We start from the raw sequence: 20944 nt of genomic DNA on the forward strand, positions 1-20944 counted from the left end.
TTATTCCTGCTTTCTTGTCTATTTACTCGTTTGTGATACCATTTGTGATCTGGATCGAGTCTTGTTCTGCTTTTTCTTCTTCTTGTTCTCGTGCCAACTGTTGTTTCTCAAAGACTTTGAAAAATGGATAGTAGATCGCAAGCGTGATGAAGAAGTTGAGTACCACTAATAGACCCGCGGCCACACTCCAATTCGTACTCATCCAAGCCGCAATAGGCGCTGGCATCGCAAAAGGCAATCGGGCGACCATCATTGGTACTAATCCACTTACCGTCAGGATATAAGATAAGGTCGTTGTTACTAATGGTGCTATGATAAACGGAATCCCTAAGACTGGATTCATAACGATTGGCGCTCCGAAAATCATCGGTTCATTGATATTGAATAAACCAGGTAAGATCGATAACCGACCTAAACTCTTCAAATATTTGGATTTGGAAAACATGAACAAGACGACTAATGCAAGGGTCGTACCCGCTCCACCGATCCAAACAAACCATTGTAAAAATTGTTCTGTAAAAATATTGGGCATGTCATGGGCATTCGTGCCTGCATTGAATGCATCGATATTTTCAGCGATCGAGATATCCCAAAACGGACGGATCACTGGTCCCATGATCGCTGGTCCATGGATCCCTAACACCCAGAAGAAACAAATCAAGAAGACTGTAAGTAGTCCACCAAATAAACTATTTCCTGCTAATACCCCTTTAAGCGGCATCAATAATTGACTCAAGAAACCATTTAAATCAAAACCAAGTAAATGACGGATGACCCAAAAGAAAATCAAGATCACGGCTCCTGGGATCAATGCGACAAATGAATTGGTTACTTCTGGCGGTACGCCATCTGGCATTTTTATCGTTATTTTCTTTTCAATAAAGAAGCGATAGATTTCTACGGATAATATAGCTGTTACGATGGCCCCAAATAAAGAACCTGAACCAAGATTAGCAATATTGATGTAGCGACCGGCTGAGATTCCTTCAAGGTCCTCCAACACTTGAGTTGGCGGCGCAGCGACGATCAAAAACGACATCAAAGCTAAGATCCCAGCAGTTAATGAATCTAAACGATAACTCTTGGCTAATGAAGAGGCAATCCCGAAGGTAGCATATAAAGCTAAGATCCCCACTGTATAACGAAACGGAATATCTAAAATTGCACGATATGGTTCAATGACCGAAGCGACTGACTCGATCGGAATATTCAATAAGATCGTAAAGAATGACCCGACAATCGTTAATGGCATCGTCGCGATGATCCCTTTTCGAATCGCTGTCATATGACGTTGTGTACCGATCCGATTCGCCACCGGCATAATTTTTTGTTCAATCAACCCTACAAATTTATCCATGTGTTACTCCCCCTTTTATCAAAACATTATAATGTTTAAATAAAAGATAACATATTAACGATGTAATGTAAACATTTTCATTGAAATATATGATTATTCTGACAAAAAAGCGTCGGGGATAAAAATAAAATTCATTTTGATTTTAACCTTAAAAATGAATAAACAGTCTGCCAGAAGCAACTCCTTCAGAAATAAGCCGAGACTCCCAAAAATTTGAAGAACAATTTTCGGGTGTCTCGGCTTATTTCTCGGAGCTGGACACTTCTGTCACAACCTCATTACTATTGTCTATGTTTCATAATTGATATGATAAGGATGGAGATCTGTATGATAGATCGCTTCTGAATACTCGACCACTTCTTTATCTTCCGTCGTTGAGCGACGTGTTCGCTTGATTGCGATCTCTGAATCTGTCTTCAACAATTCTTTTTCTTCATCTGTTAAAAACGTAGCAGAAAAATCATCTGAAAAAGAGTCGATGATATGGTTATTTTGCGTTAACAACCGATATAATGATTCTTTATCAAATTCTTTTTGTTTCATTTTATTCATATCTTTTGGCAAATAGTGAACAAAATAGATATACGGTTGATCATTCAAGTAGTACAAACGCTTGAAGCAGACGGCAGCTGAACCGAACATCGAATACAACGGATCATCTTTTTTGATGCTGATCTTTTCTAAACCAATCGTTTCCTTACAGACTTCATATTGAGAATCCTTTAAGATCTGTGTAAAACTTTCCGCTTTGGATAATCGATTATATGGACGATTGCTTAATACCGTTGTGCCTCGACCACTTTTCTTTTCGACATATTCATCCGTTGCTAATAACTCGATCGCTTTGCGAACAGTGATTTTACTCACTTGGAACAATTCTTCTAATTCATTTTCAGTCGGTAACATACTCCCCACCGGATATTTTCCTGAAAAAATATCCTCTTTTATCTTGTCTGCTACTTCTAGATATAGTACACGCGTTCTTTTCATGGCTTCACCTTTCACCTTTATGTTAGTAAAAGAATAACATAAATAAACGAAAAAAAAAATAGAAATATTGATAATTGGTCTACCTAAGCACAAAAAATAAGCTTAGACATAACAAAACATCCAAGCTTATTCTTATACTTTTTTAGTACCTTTGTTATATCCTTGATTTAATAACATAAACATCATTTATAAAAACGAATAGAATTTTATTCGCATTTTCATCTGATTACTAAATACACAAGGATTCATTTCTTAAAACGCTTTCCATCATAAATGGCCCAGTCGTTATTTTTTATAATTCTTCACCGTTCGTTTTTATGACTGCTTTGTACCAATCAAAAGATTTTTTCTTTGAACGCGCTAAAGTGCCATTTCCTTCATCATCGAGATCAACATAGATAAATCCGTAACGTTTGCTCATTTCACCTGTCGATGCACTAACTAAATCAATACAGCCCCATGGCGTGTAGCCCATCAAATCGACGCCATCGGCAACTGCGTCGGCCATCGCTTCAATATGACGACGTAAGTAATCGATACGATAGTCATCATTGATTGTTCCATCTTCTTCCACTTTATCGATGGCTCCCAAACCATTTTCGACAATAAACAATGGTTTTTCATAGCGGTTGTATAATTCATTCAATGCCACACGTAAGCCTTCAGGATCGATTTGCCATCCCCACTCACTTGCTTCAAGGAATGGATTTTTCACCCCACCTAGTAAGTTCCCATTCGATGTGTCCGCATCTGGATTCGTTTCATCGATGGCTGATGACATATAGTAACTAAAGCCGATATAGTCGACTGGATACTCTTTTAGTAATTGGAAATCTTCTTCCGTTTGCTCTAATTTGTCAACGTCTACTCCATATTTTTTATACGTACGTGCTGTATAAGCTGGATATTCTCCACGTACTTGCACATCTGTACAGAAGAAGTTGAACTCTTGGTTTTGGATCAATGTTGCGACTTGATTGATCGGGTTTGCATCGATACTATAAGTCGTTGCATAGATGATCATGCAGCCTACTTGGATGTCAGGACGCAACTCATGTGCGATTTTCACCGCTTTACTGCTAGCGACAAACTGATTGTGCCATGCTTGGAAAATATTTTGGTAGTCACTTGCCCCATTACTTTTAACTAACCCTTGACTCAATGCTGGGAAATGAAAAGCAGAGTTGATTTCGTTGAACGTCATCCAATATTTCACTTTACTGCTGTAACGTTCTAATACGGTACGAGCAAAACGTTCATAAAACTCGATCAATTGTCGATTTTTCCACCCACCATATTCTTTTGCCAAGTGTAACGGCATTTCATAATGAGAGATCGTAATGACTGGCTCGATATCATAGCTCAAGCAAGTATCGATCAACTCATCGTAAAAAGCTAAGCCAGCTTCATTCGGTGTTTGTTCATCCCCTTGTGGAAAAATACGTGTCCAAGCAATCGAAAAGCGATAACTTTTAAAACCCATTTCCGCAAATAACGCGATATCTTCTTTGAAGCGATCATAGTGTTCGATCCCACGATGGTTTGGATAAAGGTATTTCTCCTCATTGATCGTCCAATCAAATTCTTCACTGCCGATAACCGCAAAACGTTGTTTCCCTCCAGGCATTGCATCTGCTACTGATAAGCCTTTGCCATCGCGGTCAAAAGCACCTTCTAATTGATTTGCGGCTGTTGCGCCACCCCATAAAAAGTCTTTTTTGAATCGTGCTACCATTGTTGTTTTCCTCCTTTTATTTTACAATTGCCAGAAAATCTTCATTAGCAATAATTTCTTGTTGATCAAGTTCTAACACATCTGCAAAGTGATCAGTATTTGTTACGACAACAGGGGTGATGACGCTATAGCCTGCTGCTTTTATTTTCTCAATATCAAAGCGGACAAGCAAGTCCCCTGCTTTTACTTTATCTCCTTGTTTGACGAACGTTTCGAATCCTTCACCGTTCAATTCCACAGTATCCATCCCGATGTGCATCAAAATCTCAACTCCATCTGTCGTTGTCAAACCAACTGCATGACCTGTTGGAAAAATCGTCGTGATCTCCCCTTCTGCTGGAGCAACTAATTCGCCTTTTTCAGGATCAATAGCGATCCCTTTTCCCATTGCGCCAGAAGAAAAAACTTTATCCGGTACTTCTGTTAATGGTAAAACTTTTCCAGTCAATGGGCTTTTCAAGTTATGACGTGCGGTACTGATCGTATCACCAGTCGTTGTTTCTGTTTTTTCTAATTTTTGGTCCTGTACTTCCTCATCAAAGCCAATCAAGTAAGTACCGATAAAGCCAAGAACAAAGGCAACAGCCGTACCGATAACTGCCATTGTGACACTTGATTCAAGTGCTGGATCAGTACTGATAAATGTTGGGATCGTTAGTAAACTGATCAAGCCACTAGAGAATGCTTTAACTCCGGCAAAACCAATGATTCCTCCGCCGATACCGCCTGAAATACAAGCAACGATAAACGGTTTTTTCAATGGTAAAGTAACACCATAAACAGTTGGTTCAGTGATACCGAAAAATGAAGTGATCATAGAAGAGATCCCTAATGAACGCAATTTTGAATCTTTCGTGCGTAAAGCGACACCTAGTGCTGCACCACCTTGAGCCAAGATTGCTGGTAAAAGCATTGGCATCAAGACATCAAACCCATATTGTTCAATATTCAAGAAGATGATTGGCACAAAGCCCCAGTGCATCCCGAACATAACTAACACTTGCCACATACTACCCATGATGACCCCAGCAACTAATGGACTGAAGCTGTAGATCGAGTTGAATAAGCCACCTAACGCATTACCGATAACGGTTCCAATTGGTCCTAATACTAAAAATGTTAAAGGAACCATCACTAACAAGACGATCATTGGTACAAAAATCATTTGTAAAAATTGTGGAATGACTTTCTTCACAAGTGGTTCAAACTTACTTTGTACCCATACAGCTAAAATAATCGGAATAACAGAAGAAGTATAACCAGATTGAGACAAGATCACTGGTAGACCGAAAAAGTCAACTGCCGTCCCTGAACCTGCTAACTGTGTGATTGCTGGATAGACTAACGCCATAGCAATCGCTACCGATAAAAACTGATTGGTCTTGAATTTCTTTGCAGCCGTAAAAGCTAACATCACTGGTAGGAAAGTAAAGACTCCGTCTGCTGCTGCAAACAAGATTTGATAAGCGCCGCTATCAGCTGCCAACCAACCTAATACTGTCGCAAGTGATAAGAAACCTTTCAATATCCCCGCTGCTGCCATTGCACCTAAAAACGGTGTAAAGATACTTGAAATAATATCGATCAATCGATTCAACGGATTTTTACTTGTATCTTCACTATCTGAATTTACGCCTTCACCTAAACCTTGTTCATCAACGATTGCTTGGTAGACATCCGACACATTACTGCCGATCACGACTTGATACTGGCCGCCACTTTGCACGACTTGGATCACATCTGGATCATTTTTTAATTTCTGTGTGTCTGCCATTGATTCATCTTTTAATTTGAAACGTAATCTTGTCGCACAATGCACTAAACTATTTACATTTTTTTCTCCGCCTACGGCTTCCCAGACTCTCCGTCCTACTGCTTGATTATCCATATTCGTTCCTTCTTTCTTTTTGATAAAAAATAAAAAACCTAGATTGAAAAAACGGGCTCTATAATAAAGTGGACTGATGAATCAATTCTGATTCGTCAGTCCACTTTTTCTTTTTGGGTATTAAAAAACATATCGTTCTCTAGTATGATTAAATCACCACAAAATAAACAACTGAGAGGACGATATGCTCTATGGAAAATTCTATCAAAAAAATGCTCCGATTAACAGATAAATATTTAACCATCCAAGATGTTTCTTACGAAACGTTCCATCAAACCAATACTTTAGTTATTGACGCAGTGTTAGCTCCTCCTACTTCTGCTTGTTTGACTTGTGGCTCTGCCGTGAGAGATTCGAAGGGGAAAACGGTCATTGTCAAAAATGGCAAGAAAATGACCTGCATTCGTTTCGATCAATTCAACCATTTACCGCTAATCATGCGGCTGAAGAAACAACGTTATCACTGTAGAAACTGCCATACCCATTGGACAGCCCAAAGCTATTTTGTTCGGCCAAATCATTCGATTGCCGAGCATGTAAAAATGAAAATCATTGCTTTACTCACCGAAAAGGTCTCCTTATCTTTTATCGCAAAGCATTGCCAGGTGTCTATTCCAACGGTGACGCGTATTTTGAAGTCGTTAAAAACCTATTTACCAAAACAAGCCAAGCGCCACCTGCCCAAAGTATTGATGGTCGATGAATTTCGTTCCCATGTATCCTCAGAAGATAAGATGAGTTTTATTTGTGCCGATGGGGAAACCGGGCAATTAGTTGATATCTTACCCACTCGAAAATTGTCTCGGTTGACCACTTATTTCCAGACATGTGTGAATCCATCTGACGTCGACTATTTAGTTACTGATATGAATGCGGCGTATTTTCAACTAACAAAAAAAGTATTTCCTCATGCCAAACTGGTCATTGATCGTTTTCATGTGATCAAACACATGAATCAAGCGTTCCAAGATTTTCGTGTCCGTGAAATGAAACGCCTGATTGCTTCGGGCAATCGGACAATGCCAAGGAAATTAAAAAGCCATTGGCGCTTACTCACCAAAAATCGGAAGAATATCAACCACACAGAATATAAAACTTGGCGTAGCTTTCGTGCCCCAAAGTATCCTTACCTGACAGAAGCCATGGTGCTTGACCGTTTATTAAGTGCTTCAACTGCCTTGAAAGTCGCCTATCAAGCGTTCCATGAACTAGCGGATGCCTTTCGTGACAAAGACCACGAGTCATTTTTCACTCTCTTGCATCAGTTACCAGAAACATTAGATAAAGAATTTCGGCTAAAACTACAAAATCTTCTGAGCTATGAAGAAGGGATTCGTCATTCTTTGATTTATCCTTACTCTAATGGGAAAATTGAAGCAAAAAACACCCACATCAAAACACTCAAACGAGTGTCTTATGGCTTTAAATCATTTGAGAACATGCGCATCCGAATCTTTTTGACGAATCAAGTCATTCACGTCAAATAACGAAGAAAATCCGGAGAAGAAGTGTTCACTTCTTCTTCCGGATTTCACTTGATTGCACTCATCAGTCCTTATTGACAAAGAGCCAAAAAACGGTCACGTGTCTAGACGTGTCCATATTTTCAATCTAGGTTTTGCCTGCCTGATCCAGTAACAATCCTTATGATTGGGTTTGTTTTTCTGTTACTACGCGTTGGATGTGGATCGTCAGATAGATTTGTTCTCCTGGTCCCATCTCTTTTTGTTGCGTTTGTACAAGATATTCATTGATACGTTCCACACAGCGAAACGCTTTTGGGTACTTTCCTTGGACGAGTGCATAAAGAAATTCGTCTTTCTCGTCCGATGTTTCATCTTTTAAATACCGTTGCGTGAAAAATTGTAAATGTGTGATGATTCGTTGATAATTCAAGGAATCTTCATCGAAGACGATACCGAAAAATTTACTGATGATGCTTAAGATATCTCGCACCATTTTCGTTGCCGCCATCGTTACTTGCATATCCCCATTCCCTTGTTCACTATTGACGAAATGAAAGGCAATGAAACCTGCTTCATCCGCTGGCAAACTCACACCAAGCTTTGCTTCAACTAGTTGAAGGGCTTGTTTAGCTGCTTGATATTCTTTTGGATAAAACTTTTTGGTTTCAAATAGTAAAGGGTTAGGTAATTCGATGTTTTCCTTTGCCCGACTGATCGCATAATGGATGTGATCTGTCAGTGTTAAATAGATGTTTGGCGACAATTGTATTTTTAGTTGTTCTTCCGCGAGATCCACGATCTGTTTCACAAGCTCGATTTCTTCTAGCGGGACATCCGCCATCAATTGTTGGAACTGATGCGTGGTAAAAGAATCTTTTAACACAAATTCTTTTTGGATCGATTCATTAGGGATCGTATCGCCTGATTTTTTTTGAAAAGCAATGCCTTTCCCCATGCAGATGATTTCTTCGCCTAATTCATTTTTTGAAATGACGACATTATTATTCAAGACTTTTTCTATGACCATCTACATCGCCCTCCCAACTAAAAAATAAAAAAAACCTAGAATCCGCCCGTAAGTACTAGCTGAATTCTGGTTTTGCCTGCCGAACAGTAACAATCCATCGATTAACTACATTTACTATATCACTATTACATTAGTTATGCAACCCTTTTCATAATTTTTATTTTTTTAGAAAGGAATAACTTTTCAGCATCCTGTAAAAACAATCTTGGCAACATACGAATAAAATAAGGCAACTTTTGAAAAAATAAAAAAACTATTTTCTCAAAAGTTGCCTTATTAGTTGGAGGTGAACGGCTTTCTCACAACCTCTCTTAAAACGTTCTCGTTGGCATATCAAAGGCGTTTTTCATTTCTTGGGTTGCTTCTTTCATTGGTGTGATGCTTTCGAGTTCTCCTTGGACGACTAAGCGTGTGATGGCATCCATGTCACCACAAGTGATTAAGGTGATCAATTCTTTTCCTTCTTCGATATTCAATAATTCTGTTGCCGAAGGATCGACTTTTTCTTTAAATGTCGCTTTGTACGTATAGACATTTTCTAAATCGACGATATAGATTTTATCCCCTAAATTTAGATTTTCTAATGGGGTAAAAAGTAGTTCTGGATTGTTAGCACGGTGACTGGCTAAGGCGTAGTTCCCTTTCCCCATTTCTTGATCCGGATCTAAAGTTCCTGCTCCGTATAATAAGTTCGCATTATCCAATCCTCTAAAAATCGGTAAGTTGATCGAAACGGATGGTACAGCGATACTTCCGATGACCGGTAGATCTGGTCGATTCAATTGGGCTCTCAATACCGCTTCTGAACTCATTGACTCGACCGAATCAAAGTCAAAGTTTGCGTCTTTTTGATTGTTTTTTACGATATCTTCACGAGATACGTTAGCGATGGCGTACGCATCTCCGGTGTTTTTAACAAAAAAGTCTTTGATCTGTTCATTAAAAATCAAAGCTAATCCTACTAATAATAGTAGAAACAACAGGAAATTGACGAGCCACTTTTTGACTCTTCCCTTTTTATTCATCTCTTTTCCTCCAATCATGCTCTACCTATGATAGCTCCGTATATTTTTCTTTTTTATCTTTACTTTTTTCTACTGGATATTTACGTGCATTCTTTTGTAACTTCTCTTCAATGATCGTGTCGATATCTAAATTTAGATTGTCCGCCATCATATAAGAGTAGATCAGCACATCTGCTAGTTCTTCTTTGATTCGCTCAAGTTGAGCCGTTGTGACTTCTTCTGGTTGCTTCCATTGGAATAATTCCAATAGTTCTGATGCTTCTAAAGAAATCGAAATCGCCAAATCTTTTTCATTATGAAATTGACGCCAATTCCGATCATCTCTAAAGCGGTTGATGTTTGCCATACTTTTTTCCATTGATCTTCTCCTACTTTTAAATCGAGTTACTTCAATCATACCATGTTTAGAGAAAAAATAGTTTAGACTTATTTTAATAATCTATTCTATTTTTTATAAAAAAAGAAACATCATATAGTAGCTTTAAAATAGTAAATATGTTTGTTATGTAAGTTGGGGGCTGATTTCGCCCCTTTTTAATGCTTCTGATACAACCTCAATCTGTTCTTATGTTTAGATCGATCTCCTATTGTTGTAAGCTCGTTTTTAGATCTCTCACTCCTGATAAAGTCATCAAGACAACCAAACTGATTAAATAAATACCACTTAAAAATAGAATCACCGCCGTCAAACTATAATGATCCATTAGAAATCCGATCACGATCGATGAGAAACCACCAACTGCACGGCCTAAGTTCATGATAAAGTTATTCGCTGTTGCACGGATCTCGGTTGGATACAAACTACTGATGATTGCACCATAACCACCATACATACCATTGATGAAGTAGCCCACGACTACTGCTGCTGCAACTAAACTCCATTGACTATGCGCAAGGACAAGTAAAAAGACAGACAGAGAGGAACAAATCAAGAATAAGCCAAACGCTAATGTTGGACCAACTTTATCCATGATGATCCCGAATGTCATCATTCCTAATGACATACCTAAAATCGTGCTGATCATCCATAAAGAGGAGCCAGATACCGATAGACCAAGTTGTGCTTGCATGATCGAAGGCAGCCAATTCATCAACCCAAAGTAGCCGGCGATCTGTACAGTAACCATTAAGCTTAAACCTGTTGTTTGCCACGCCAATTGCTTCGTTTGGAACAAATGACTAAGCTTTGTCTTTTTACCAGTTTCTTTTGTTTCCTCAAATGCTTCTGGTTCTTTTAACCCTTTTCGAATAAACAAAACCATCAAGACCGGTAATACACCGATGACGTAAAGCATTTTCCATCCAAATAAAGGAATGATCACCGCTGCTAAGATTGCTGCCAGAGCTGCCCCAACTTGTGCACCAATAGCGGCAACAGAAGACGCACGGCCGATTTGTTTCTTTGAAAAGCTTTCAGAAATCAGAGACATACATGCGCCGTATTCCCCACCAGCGCCGATCCCTGCGATGAAGCGAAAGAGATAGACAAGATAAATATTCGATGCAAAATACATTAATAATGAAGCAATTGAGAACAAAATGACGGTTTGTGAAAACACTTTGACTCTACCGTATTTGTCTGCCATCAATCCAAAAAAAATACCTCCAACGAGCATCCCTAAATTAGTGATCGTTGCAATCAAACCTGCTTGCGTTCCACTAATATTAAAAGTTGCAATCATTGAAGATAATGAAAAAGCTAAAAACATAATATCCATATTTTCTAAAGCAATACCCGCCGATGTTGATAATAATACCTTTCGTTGATACTTCGTCATTTTTCTTCCCCTTTTCTTTTAAATAACCCTAAATTGTTAAAATCATATCTAAAATTTAAGAAAAAATCAAGAACTTTTTCAGTATATACGAAAAAAGGTTATTTCTTCTTTTGTAAACTATTGTTTTTTTCAATAAGTGGCGATTTTACTAAAGCCCTTTCCCTTTACACTTATGAAAGCGGATGCTATATTTTTGGTAGAAATGGGTTATTATTGTTTTCAGATTGGAGTTTTTGACAAATGGATAAACAAGAATTTTTAGAAACAATCAATCAGGGATTGATCGTTTCTTGCCAAGCATTACCTGGCGAAGTTTTTTATTCAGAAGAAGGTGGTTTGATGCCTTATTTTGCATTAGCCGCAAAAAAAGCTGGAGCAGTTGGCATTCGGGCAAATTCAGTCAGAGATATTTTAGAGATCAAAGCGACAGTTGATTTGCCGATGATTGGCATCATCAAACGAGACTATCCTCCTGAAAAACCGTTTATCACCGCAACGATGAAAGAAGTGGATGAGTTAGTAGCAACTGGTGTCGAAGTGATCGCACTTGATTGCACGTTGCGCAAGCGACATGACGGCTTATCGATCAACGAATTCATTGAACAAATCAAAACAAAATATCCTGATCAATTGTTCATGGCAGACATTGCTACATTTGAAGAAGGAATCAATGCACATAAAGCCGGGATCGATTTTGTCGGAACGACATTAAGCGGTTATACCGAAGAAAGTGAAGAAACAGACGGTCCTGATATGGTCTTGATCAAACGCCTCCTAGAAGCAGATGTGTCTGTGATTGCAGAAGGAAAAATCCATACTCCACAACAAGCCAAGGAGATCCAAACTTTAGGCGTAGCTGGAATCGTGGTTGGTGGTGCCATTACCCGCCCCCAAGAAATCACGCAGCGATTTGTTGATGCGCTAGATTGATCAACACTATAAAAATATACTGCTGTCTTTCAGTCACAGCTAACCGTTGCAATTTTGATGTTGGTAAAATCTGCCAACATCTTTTTTTAAGCAGTCGAAAAAATGATCCATACCTCAGAAATTTTTATGTACATAAAAAAACGCTCTTCCAAAAGCGCTAAGGTAATCGCGCCAATGAAAGAACCGTCTTTTTAGCTGGGGGGCTAAGTATCGGATAAAAATAGAAGATAAAAATCTAGTTTGCTTGCATCTGAGCATCTAATAATAGCTCATCAGGAAATTCACGCACATTGGACATCATACATTCGCCAAAATAATCTGGACCGTTTTTCCCTTTAAAATCAGAACCGCCGAAGCAACGAATCTGGAAGCGTTCAATCAGCTCCTGTACCCTTCTTTGATCTTTCAGGCTATGTTCTGGATGGTATTTTTCGATGCCATGGATGCCAAATGAAGCGAGTTCAGGAATCAGATCAAAACTATCCAATTTTCCTGGATGAGCGACAACTGACATGCCTCCACCTAGCTTGATGGCTTGGATGACTTCATAGACATCGATCATTTCGGTCTCTTCTTGACCAAAATCATTTTGTTTGAATAACTTGCGGTAAAGATGCCCGTTGATTGATGTATCATATCCTGCTTTGATCAGTGCAGAGACAATGTGTTGTTTGTAAAGAGCAGGCGCCTGTTTTGCAAACTGTCGCACCTGTTCTTCTTTGATACGAAATCCTTCAGTTTGGATTCGTTTCAATTGGCGCAGTGTGTTTCTCGTGCGTGCCGCACGCAAAGGTTCACACAGCTGCTCGATGTACTGATAATTCGTCAAGTTATATCCTAAGATATGTACCTGTTGATGGCGTTTGAAATCGTAAGCAGTCACTTCGATACCTTCAATAAAATTGATTGGAGAAGGAGCGAAGACCTGTCTGATTTGAGCTAATCCTGCCGAAGTGTCTTGATCCACGACGGACAGGATATTTATTTGATGCTTTAACGCTAATTTGAGTAATTCTTCTGGCGAACTACTGCCATCTGAAAAATAGCTATGAATGTGTAAATCTGCTTTCACTCGACTTTCTCCTCTCCTTTTCCCAATCAATTTTTTGTTCTCAATCAAGCATGGATGATATATTTTTTCCGTAGTCTGATCGCCACGACTTCCAAGATCGCTACCACTGCTAAAATCATATACACCAATACACCAATCTCATGAAAATCAAAATAAAAACTACTTGTCATCGCGAGTTGGAAGCCTAATCCACCCGCTCCAGCGGCGGCACCAACAGCGATTGCATTCGTAAAGTTGATCTCGAAGCGGATAAACAACCAAGAAAGCAAGGCTGTCATACAAGAAGGAACGATCGCTTGGAAAACAATGTGCCACCAACTTGCGCCACACGCACGTAACGCTTCGATCACGCCAGCATCGATTTATTCGATACTCTCAGAAAAGACTTTCGTTAGATAAGCAATCGTATGGAAAGACATCCCAATGATTGCCGCATTGGCGCCTAAACCGATCAAAATCGAGAAAATCATGACCCATAAGATCGTCGGCACCGCCCGAATGAAGGACATCACTGTTCGGATTGCGTTTGAAATGCCCGAATGGCTGATATTCCTTGCTGTGAACAATGCCATCAAGAAAGCTGTTACTCCCCCGAGCAATGTGGTGATCACTGCTAGACCGACTGTCACCCCTAAAGCTTGCAACAAGGTTTCCAATGAGAAACGACCAGAAAGTCTTGGCTGGAGAAAAATCCGTTGCAAGTCTGTAAAAAATTGTCTCGTCGCATCTAGTAATACAACCTCTCCATAATCCATCGTTAATAACGTATAGATCGATACACTGGTCAGTAGAGTAAACAAGACCCAAGGTACGACCCGATACGTTTTCCATACACGAATCCGGATTTTCTTTTTTGAGTTTCGTCTAATTTTCGTTGGTTGTGTCAAGACGGTTTCTGTCACCGCCAATTCAAGCTCACTTTGTCGTTGGACCATATCAGTGAATCATCCTCCTAATTTTATTGGACGAAAGTTCCAATGCGATCACGATGATGACGATCGTCAAGATGACCATTCCTGCCATATCGTAGCGAAATTTCTTATAATAGAGATCAAATAGAAAACCAATCCCTGTTCCTGTTAGTATGCCGACTAATGTCGCATCACGGATATTGTTTTCGATCATGAATAATATCCAACTGATCAGCTGACCAAAGACCATGGGTAAGACACCTTGGAAAATGATCGCAAAGTAAGAAGCACCAGTCGCTGTCATTGCTTCCGTGATACTGCCAGCGACCTCATCGATCGTTTCCATAAACGAGCGTGTCAAGTAACCGTATGTCGTAAAGGTGATCGCTAAATAGCCGGTAAATTCATTTTGCTTGAAGCTCAATAGTAAGACCATTGCCCATACGACGATCGGGATATTCCTGAAAAAGCTAGCAAATACCCTTGCAATTGTTTTTGTCGCTTTATTCAGACCAGTCGTTTCCGAGCCGATGATTGCGGTGATCAATGAGAGCACTGTAGCAGTCATCGTCGCTGTGATCGACAGCAAGACCGTTTCTACTAATTTAGATAAAATCAATGGCAATGATTGGATCGAATTTTCTGTCGGGATAAAATTGGTGAACAGCCAGACAAAACTCTGAGGAATAGCTACAGCCGCCGTCCCAAATTGAAAACCAACAAATTGCGAAAAGACAACGTACACGACAACAAAGCTGAAGAGTGTCACAAATAACAACTGCTTCTTTTTTCGAAAAAGATCTTGATTCAGCGCCTTATCCATCGACACCCCTCCTATACTAACAATTCGTCTGACTGATAAATCTGATTGATCTCTGTTGTTGTCAGTTCTTCTGGTTTTCCTGAGAACACGACATTGCCACTGTTCACACCAATGATTCGATCAGAATAATCAATTGCGACTTCTACTTGGTGGAGATTGACTAAACAAGCAATCGCCAATTCTTTTGTCACTTGTTGCAAATAATCCATCACGACTTTTGAGGATTTAGGGTCTAAAGAGGCAATCGGTTCGTCACATAAGATCAATGCAGGACGTTGCATCAATGCGCGAGCAATTCCGACACGTTGTTTTTGTCCACCACTCAATTCATCACAACGCGTATACGCAAACTCTGACAAGCCGACTTTTTCTAATAAATCGAAAGCTTCCTGTTTTTCTGCTTCGTTATACACCCCAATCGATCCTTTCACGACAGACTTATATCCAAGTCTGCCATGAAGGACATTTTCAACGGCTGTGAGGCGACTGACTAAATTGTAATGTTGGAAAATCATACCGATCCTTCTACGTTTCAAGCGTAACGGCTTCTTCTTTAGATGCTGCATATCTTCTTCTTCAAAGTAAACGGCTCCTTCATTCGCAGAAATCAACTGATTGATACAACGCAAAATCGTGGATTTTCCTGCACCAGAAGGTCCGATGATCGAAACAAATTCTCCTTTTTCTAGTTGAAAGGAAATATCTTTTAGCGCTTGTTTTCCGTTACTATACGTTTTTGAAATCGAGTCTACTTGTAATAGCATGGCTCGTCCTTTCTACTTCTTAGCGAAGTGGGTCATAGAAACTGTCAGTGACTTCAACGAACTGTTCATCGGCTTCTTTCTGGAATAGCCCAACTGATTCAGAGTCTTTCGGTGAAAAGATTGCTTCATTGTTTGTCACTTCCTCACTCATCATTGCTTGAGTGATTTTATCGACAGTTTCTTCATCCAAATTATCTCTGTTGGCAACGAGTGGACCGTTCAACACAGGGATCGAATGGATCACACGTGCTTTTTTCCCTCTCACTGTATCAAATGGTGCCTCTGCATCTGCTTTGACTTGGTAAACGACACCCGCTTGATTTGCTTCGCCTTCCACGACATCAAAATATTGAGCCATGTTCATAAATGCTGCTACGTCGGCATCACCTTTAAGCAAGTTCACCGCAGAACCTTGGTGTGAACCACCGAAAAGTACTTTATTGAAGAAGTCGCCATCAATGATCAACTCATCTGAGCTGCCAAGTCCAAACTGATCAACGATTGCTTGACTTGGTACTCTAAAACCAGAAGTGGAAGAATTAGATACAAATGAAAAAGTTTTGCCCTCGATTGGTTCAAGTGTATATTCACCATCTTCTTGGTACTCTTCCGTATCTTCTTCGTTAACTACGATAAAACTGTAATACACGGCATCTTCCAGCGTGCCACTCGCACCTGAATTTGTTAGAAACGCTTGAACATTTTCATTTTTACGATTGGCTTCAATATAACCATCTGGTCCCATATACGCTAAATCTACTTGTCCGTTCGCAATCGATTCGATCACGATATTATAATCTGTACTAATGACGATCTCGACATCTCTACCTGTTGCTTCTGATACGATCGTTTGGATCTCATTTCTTGATTGTTCAAATTCACTTGCTGATTCATTTGGATAAAAAGCAATCTTGATTGGTTCGGAAGAATTCTGACTTTCGCCATCTGCTTGAGCATTGGAATTGCACCCAGCTAATAAAAATAAACCGGTCATGAAAAACATCGCACTAATAACTTTCAATCGTCTTTTATTCCAAAACATGTGTGGTAAACTCCCTTGTTTTTTATTTGGTACATCTCTTATTTTATGGATTCAATGTAAATTTCTAATGGACTTCACGATAGGAGTAAATGAAGATTGTAAATCATTTGTAAAACAAGGGTTCTTTTCTTTGATAAGCTGACACATTGGTACGTCTGTTCTTTTAAAAAAATCAGTGAAAAACTTCAAGCGATCCTCTTAACAAATTCATCGAACATTTACAAAAAAACGCAAAAATAAAGAACGATCCAGTGAATTTGTTCACTCACTAAATCGTTCTTTTTCGATTTTCGATCGTCCTCTTCTTGATTTTACACCGTTGGTCTAGTTGCGATTGAGACACAGTTTACTCGCTTTTACTTTTAGCAATAAACGGATAAATGAGACGGTAATACTTGGATCGTTACCGGAAGCTTTGTTCCTTCATCGCCATCGATATTTGTTGCTAACTCTTCTTCATCTACTAAAGAGATCACTAACTTCTCTGCTGTCTGATAAGCAAGATTTTCAGTCGTCGCATCGACGCCTTTGATCAGATCAGGAACGGCTTTTAAGGTATCCATAAATGAACGATCTTTCAAATATACGAAGTGCAGCTTACCATCATTGATTTCGGCTTTTGGTAAAAGTGTTTCAAAGCCACCGACTGAGTTCGTCAAACCGATCAACAGTGTACTACTTTCGATTTCTTCATCTACACCGTCAACTTCTACACGGAACGTATAGGATTGCGTATTCGTCAGTTGCTTGAAACCTGAAACAAAATAAGCCATTTTGCCTAGTTTGGTTTTCTTTTCAGGATCAACATCATTGATGGCTTCTGGAATCGTTCCGATCGCAACAACGTTCATAAAATATTGATCATTGATCTTACCAATATCTAACGACTTGGTTGATTCGATTGAAAGATGTTCCAGCGCTTCTTCAGGTTCTAAAGGAATGTCCAACGCTCGGGCTAAGTCATTCACTGTGCCCAATGGAAAGAAGCCAAAATTGGGGCGATGCGCTTGTTCTGCCAAGCCGCTGATAGCTTCATTCACCGTACCATCCCCGCCCATCGCAAAGACACTATGGATTTGATCGGCGGCAGCTTCTTGCGCAAACTTCGTCGCATCCCCACTTTTTTCCGTATGCAAAACTGTCACTTCATCAAAAAGAGTACGCAATTTGTTTTCTGCCATTTCTTCATATTCTTTTGCTTTTTCTCCTCCAGAACTAGGGTTAACGATCAGCAATGCTTTTTTCATACGATTTCTTCCTTTCTTGTTTGTTCTTTCTATTACAATAACATAAAACAAGAAAATTCTAAGTGATGATGCTACAAGAGAACACGCTAAAAAAGCCGTAGATCCTGAATACAGCATCCACAGCTTTTCAATAGTTATGATTGATTTGATGTAACAAGTACTGTCGCGCGAAATGCACCACATGACTCACTAAGAAAAGGCATTCGGAAGCACGGCTTATTCGGCTTTAACATCTCGTTGATCTACTTTCATGATCTCTTGTATCGATACTTGAAATAAAAAATAAACACTCACTTAAATTGATTATTGCACCTATCCATTTTTTGTTGAGGTCATGACGTTCGATCACTCATAAAACCAAATAAGCGGTGCTTCCGAAACACTTAGCTTATTGTGATTGCCAGTCTGCTGGATAAGTCACGTAGATAAAACGTGCTTCCCCAGTTACTGAGAACTGGATACTCGTACTTTTCGGAATCAAGATCAGTTCGCCAGCTTTTGCAGAGACTTTACGCCCGTCGATCAATATATCTAGCTGACCAGAAATCACGTAATCGATTTCGTCATATTCCAATGTCCAGTCAAAAGTCGTATCCGTCATTTCCATGATGCCGCAACCAAGGCGTGGACTTTCTTGTAATGAAAAGAGATCTTTCGTGTATACTCGATCCGCAGGGTTTCCTGTATCAAGACGATCTTCTTCAGAGACAGTCATTTCTGCTAGTCTAATTGAAGCCACTCCACTAGGATCGACCTGTTTTGCCGGCATCAATTTTTCCATCACTAATTGTCGTACTAAGTTTTCGATCATTTGACGATCCAATTCTGCCATTTTCGTTACGCTCCTATTCTACGATCGTTTGCTCTTTTGCAGTCGTTTTTTCTTTTACAGTTACTTCTTTTTCTTTCCCTAATAAACGATTCGCCATGAACACTGCCACAAAGATCGCAGTGATCCCGCCAACGATTTTTCCGACCATCATCGGGAAAATCATTTCTTTTGCCACACCGGCAGTGAAGCCTAAGTGATCGCCTAAGATGAATGAAGCAGACACTGCAAATGCCACGTTGATGATTTTTCCACGGCGATCCATATCTTTCAACATTTGGAACATTGGGATGTTGTTTGCTAATGTAGCCACCATGCCGGCAGCTGCAATTTCATTCATGCCTAACACTTTTCCTAATTTCATCAATGGTTTATTGAATACTCGCGTGATCACAGCGACTAAACAGAATGCACCGGCTAATGTCAATGCAATATCACCAACTACTTCAATCCCTTCTGTAACTGGAGCAATTCCTGGAATCAATGTGATATCGATCAATTGTTGGATCGCACCAACGATCAAGCCAGCGATTGCAACGATCACTACACCTTTACCAAAGACATTGAACCCTTTGATCATTCCTTGTGGCGCTAACCATAGACCTACAATGATCAAAGCTGCAACGATCACGATCGGTAATAAGTTTGGTAAAATCATGCTCAATGGCATACCCGCAACTAAACCACCCGCTAACAAGCCTAGTGGAATTGTGATGATTCCGCTCAATACACCTGTTGCTAAGTATTGTTGATCTTCTTTTTCAATGATTCCTAAAGCAACAGGGATCGTGAACACTAAAGTTGGTCCCATCATTGCGCCTAAGATCGCACCGGCAAACAAGCCAGCTTGTGGATCATGTGCCATTTGTTGTGCCAAAGCGAATCCGCCCATATCGTTTGCTAACAAAGTCGTCGCAAACATGGAAGGGTCAGCCCCTAAAAATTCATATACCGGTACAACGATTGGGCTAAGAACCGTTGCAAGAACAGGTGCTAATGTGATGATCCCGACCATTGATAAGGCTAATGAACCCATCGCCATCAAACCTTCTTCAAATTGTTCCCCTAATCCTAATTTGTTCCCGATACATTTATCGATCCCGCCGATAACCATAAAAAGAACCATGATATACATAATGATTTCATTGATACTCATCGTAAATCTCCTTTATTCTTCAATTGAATCAATTACACCGACAATCATTGCATCAATAGGTGTATCTGGATCACCAGCTGAAATTCTGGCAGCTTGCCCTTTGCTGATCAATACCTTGTCACCGACACCGGCACCGGCATTGTCTGCTGCGACAATAAATCCTATTTTCGTTTCTTTCTCATCTAATACATCGACCATCAGTAATTTCCAACCATTTAGTTTTTCATCTTTTCTGGTCGACCATAGACTTCCAGTCACTTTCCCTAATAGCATACGTGATCCCTCCTCATTTGAATAAACGATTTCTTAGCGCATATTCCTCTGCTAAGGGTGTCAACCGTTCTTGACTCGTTAAATCTATTCTATTTGTTTGTTGCAACCGCTGGATCAATTGCTTCTCCGTCACATATTTCCGGCTAGGCAACTCCTTCGCTAACGGCTTTTTCCGACAACTCGCTAAAAATGCGTTGTAGCCTGTGTTTTCCTGTTCGAAAAAGTACATCCCGTAGCGTTCGCATTGCTTTGCTAGTTCATTGACTTTCTTTTTTAAGTGATACTTCATTTTGCTCGAATCATTCGCTGACTCAGCTTGCAAAACTAGTACAGGCTTTCCTGCGAACAAAAAAGAAAGAATACTCGTCGTTTGATGATCTGTCGGAAGTAATTGAGCGATAGCAGCCAACTGAGAAAGACTGACGTGTGGGACAACTAAGCCATCACATTTTGTTGGATCTTGCCCTTCTATCCAATCGACCATTGATAGATCAGCGAATAACGTTTGAGGATAACCTGCTTTTGCCTCTGTCAACGCTAACTGATAGTCAGCTGGAGGCAATCGTTTCATCAGCATTTCTGTGACTTGCTGAATCACTTTTTCAATCTCCGTTACCTTCACGAAATCCCC

21 protein-coding genes are annotated in these 20944 nt (G+C 39.8%); 2 read left to right on the plus strand and 19 right to left on the minus strand.

Going from position 1 to position 20944, the window contains the following annotated elements; all coding sequences use genetic code 11:
- Positions 1–22 precede the first annotated feature (22 nt).
- The 4 genes from DOK79_RS01620 to DOK79_RS01635 all read right to left on the minus strand — a co-directional run bounded on the left by DOK79_RS01620 (position 23) and on the right by DOK79_RS01635 (position 5970).
- The gene (locus tag DOK79_RS01620; protein ID WP_206859525.1) at positions 23–1357 is read right to left on the minus strand and encodes a PTS sugar transporter subunit IIC; all 1335 of its coding nucleotides are present in this window, start codon (positions 1355–1357) and stop codon (positions 23–25) included.
- 288 nt (positions 1358–1645) lie between these two features.
- Positions 1646–2347: a GntR family transcriptional regulator gene (locus DOK79_RS01625; RefSeq protein ID WP_206859526.1), complete on the minus strand. Its 702-nt coding sequence runs from the start codon at positions 2345–2347 to the stop codon at positions 1646–1648.
- Between the two features lie 292 nt (positions 2348–2639).
- Positions 2640–4082, minus strand: a complete 1443-nt coding sequence (locus DOK79_RS01630; RefSeq protein WP_206859528.1) for a glycoside hydrolase family 1 protein — start codon at positions 4080–4082, stop codon at positions 2640–2642.
- Between the two features lie 16 nt (positions 4083–4098).
- On the minus strand, positions 4099–5970 hold the full coding sequence (locus tag DOK79_RS01635) for a beta-glucoside-specific PTS transporter subunit IIABC (RefSeq protein ID WP_206859530.1): 1872 nt from the start codon (positions 5968–5970) through the stop codon (positions 4099–4101).
- A 191-nt stretch (positions 5971–6161) separates the two neighbouring features.
- Between DOK79_RS01635 and DOK79_RS01640 the strand changes: the two genes are divergently transcribed.
- Entirely contained in the window at positions 6162–7457 is a 1296-nt protein-coding gene (locus DOK79_RS01640; protein WP_206859623.1) for an ISL3 family transposase, read from the plus strand.
- Between the two features lie 157 nt (positions 7458–7614).
- Here the strand turns inward: DOK79_RS01640 and licT are convergent, their stop codons facing one another.
- The 4 genes from licT to DOK79_RS01660 form a co-directional block, all read right to left on the minus strand.
- Entirely contained in the window at positions 7615–8463 is an 849-nt protein-coding gene (gene licT, locus DOK79_RS01645) for a BglG family transcription antiterminator LicT (protein ID WP_206855857.1), read from the minus strand.
- Between the two features lie 311 nt (positions 8464–8774).
- A complete protein-coding gene (locus tag DOK79_RS01650; RefSeq protein ID WP_206855859.1) occupies positions 8775–9488 on the minus strand; it encodes a class A sortase in 714 nt (237 codons plus the stop codon).
- Positions 9489–9513: 25 nt separating this feature from the next.
- Positions 9514–9846, minus strand: a complete 333-nt coding sequence (locus DOK79_RS01655; RefSeq protein ID WP_206855861.1) for a nucleotide pyrophosphohydrolase — start codon at positions 9844–9846, stop codon at positions 9514–9516.
- A gap of 226 nt (positions 9847–10072) precedes the next feature.
- A complete protein-coding gene (locus tag DOK79_RS01660) occupies positions 10073–11266 on the minus strand; it encodes an MFS transporter (RefSeq protein ID WP_206855863.1) in 1194 nt (397 codons plus the stop codon).
- A gap of 240 nt (positions 11267–11506) precedes the next feature.
- On the opposite strand from DOK79_RS01660, the gene DOK79_RS01665 reads away from it, so the two are divergent.
- A complete protein-coding gene (locus DOK79_RS01665; RefSeq protein WP_206855865.1) occupies positions 11507–12196 on the plus strand; it encodes an N-acetylmannosamine-6-phosphate 2-epimerase in 690 nt (229 codons plus the stop codon).
- Positions 12197–12431: 235 nt separating this feature from the next.
- On the opposite strand, the gene DOK79_RS01670 is transcribed toward DOK79_RS01665, so the two are convergent.
- The 11 genes from DOK79_RS01670 to DOK79_RS01720 form a co-directional block, all read right to left on the minus strand.
- Positions 12432–13268 (minus strand): PHP domain-containing protein, encoded by an 837-nt coding sequence (locus tag DOK79_RS01670; RefSeq protein ID WP_206855866.1) that lies wholly within the window; start codon positions 13266–13268, stop codon positions 12432–12434.
- 44 nt (positions 13269–13312) lie between these two features.
- Positions 13313–13618 (minus strand): ABC transporter permease subunit, encoded by a 306-nt coding sequence (locus DOK79_RS01675; protein ID WP_339092727.1) that lies wholly within the window; start codon positions 13616–13618, stop codon positions 13313–13315.
- Between the two features lie 12 nt (positions 13619–13630).
- Entirely contained in the window at positions 13631–14203 is a 573-nt protein-coding gene (locus tag DOK79_RS01680) for a PhnE/PtxC family ABC transporter permease (protein WP_242543272.1), read from the minus strand.
- Position 14204: 1 nt separating this feature from the next.
- Complete coding sequence (locus DOK79_RS01685) at positions 14205–15002, minus strand: ABC transporter permease subunit (RefSeq protein ID WP_206855868.1); 798 nt, start codon at positions 15000–15002, stop codon at positions 14205–14207.
- A gap of 11 nt (positions 15003–15013) precedes the next feature.
- The gene (gene phnC, locus DOK79_RS01690) at positions 15014–15766 is read right to left on the minus strand and encodes a phosphonate ABC transporter ATP-binding protein (RefSeq protein WP_206855871.1); all 753 of its coding nucleotides are present in this window, start codon (positions 15764–15766) and stop codon (positions 15014–15016) included.
- A gap of 19 nt (positions 15767–15785) precedes the next feature.
- Positions 15786–16808, minus strand: a complete 1023-nt coding sequence (locus DOK79_RS01695; protein WP_206855875.1) for a phosphate/phosphite/phosphonate ABC transporter substrate-binding protein — start codon at positions 16806–16808, stop codon at positions 15786–15788.
- A gap of 362 nt (positions 16809–17170) precedes the next feature.
- Positions 17171–18055 (minus strand): diacylglycerol/lipid kinase family protein, encoded by an 885-nt coding sequence (locus tag DOK79_RS01700; protein WP_206855877.1) that lies wholly within the window; start codon positions 18053–18055, stop codon positions 17171–17173.
- 388 nt (positions 18056–18443) lie between these two features.
- On the minus strand, positions 18444–18887 hold the full coding sequence (locus DOK79_RS01705) for a cupin domain-containing protein (protein ID WP_071867206.1): 444 nt from the start codon (positions 18885–18887) through the stop codon (positions 18444–18446).
- A 13-nt stretch (positions 18888–18900) separates the two neighbouring features.
- Positions 18901–20040 (minus strand): ethanolamine utilization protein EutH, encoded by a 1140-nt coding sequence (gene eutH, locus DOK79_RS01710; protein WP_206855879.1) that lies wholly within the window; start codon positions 20038–20040, stop codon positions 18901–18903.
- Positions 20041–20052: 12 nt separating this feature from the next.
- On the minus strand, positions 20053–20313 hold the full coding sequence (locus DOK79_RS01715) for a EutN/CcmL family microcompartment protein (protein WP_071867208.1): 261 nt from the start codon (positions 20311–20313) through the stop codon (positions 20053–20055).
- A gap of 13 nt (positions 20314–20326) precedes the next feature.
- Positions 20327–20935, minus strand: a complete 609-nt coding sequence (locus DOK79_RS01720; RefSeq protein ID WP_206855880.1) for a hypothetical protein — start codon at positions 20933–20935, stop codon at positions 20327–20329.
- Positions 20936–20944: the final 9 nt, after the last annotated feature.

This window comes from Enterococcus sp. DIV1094 (genome assembly GCF_017316305.2).
GTDB lineage: Bacteria > Bacillota > Bacilli > Lactobacillales > Enterococcaceae > Enterococcus_B > Enterococcus_B mangumiae.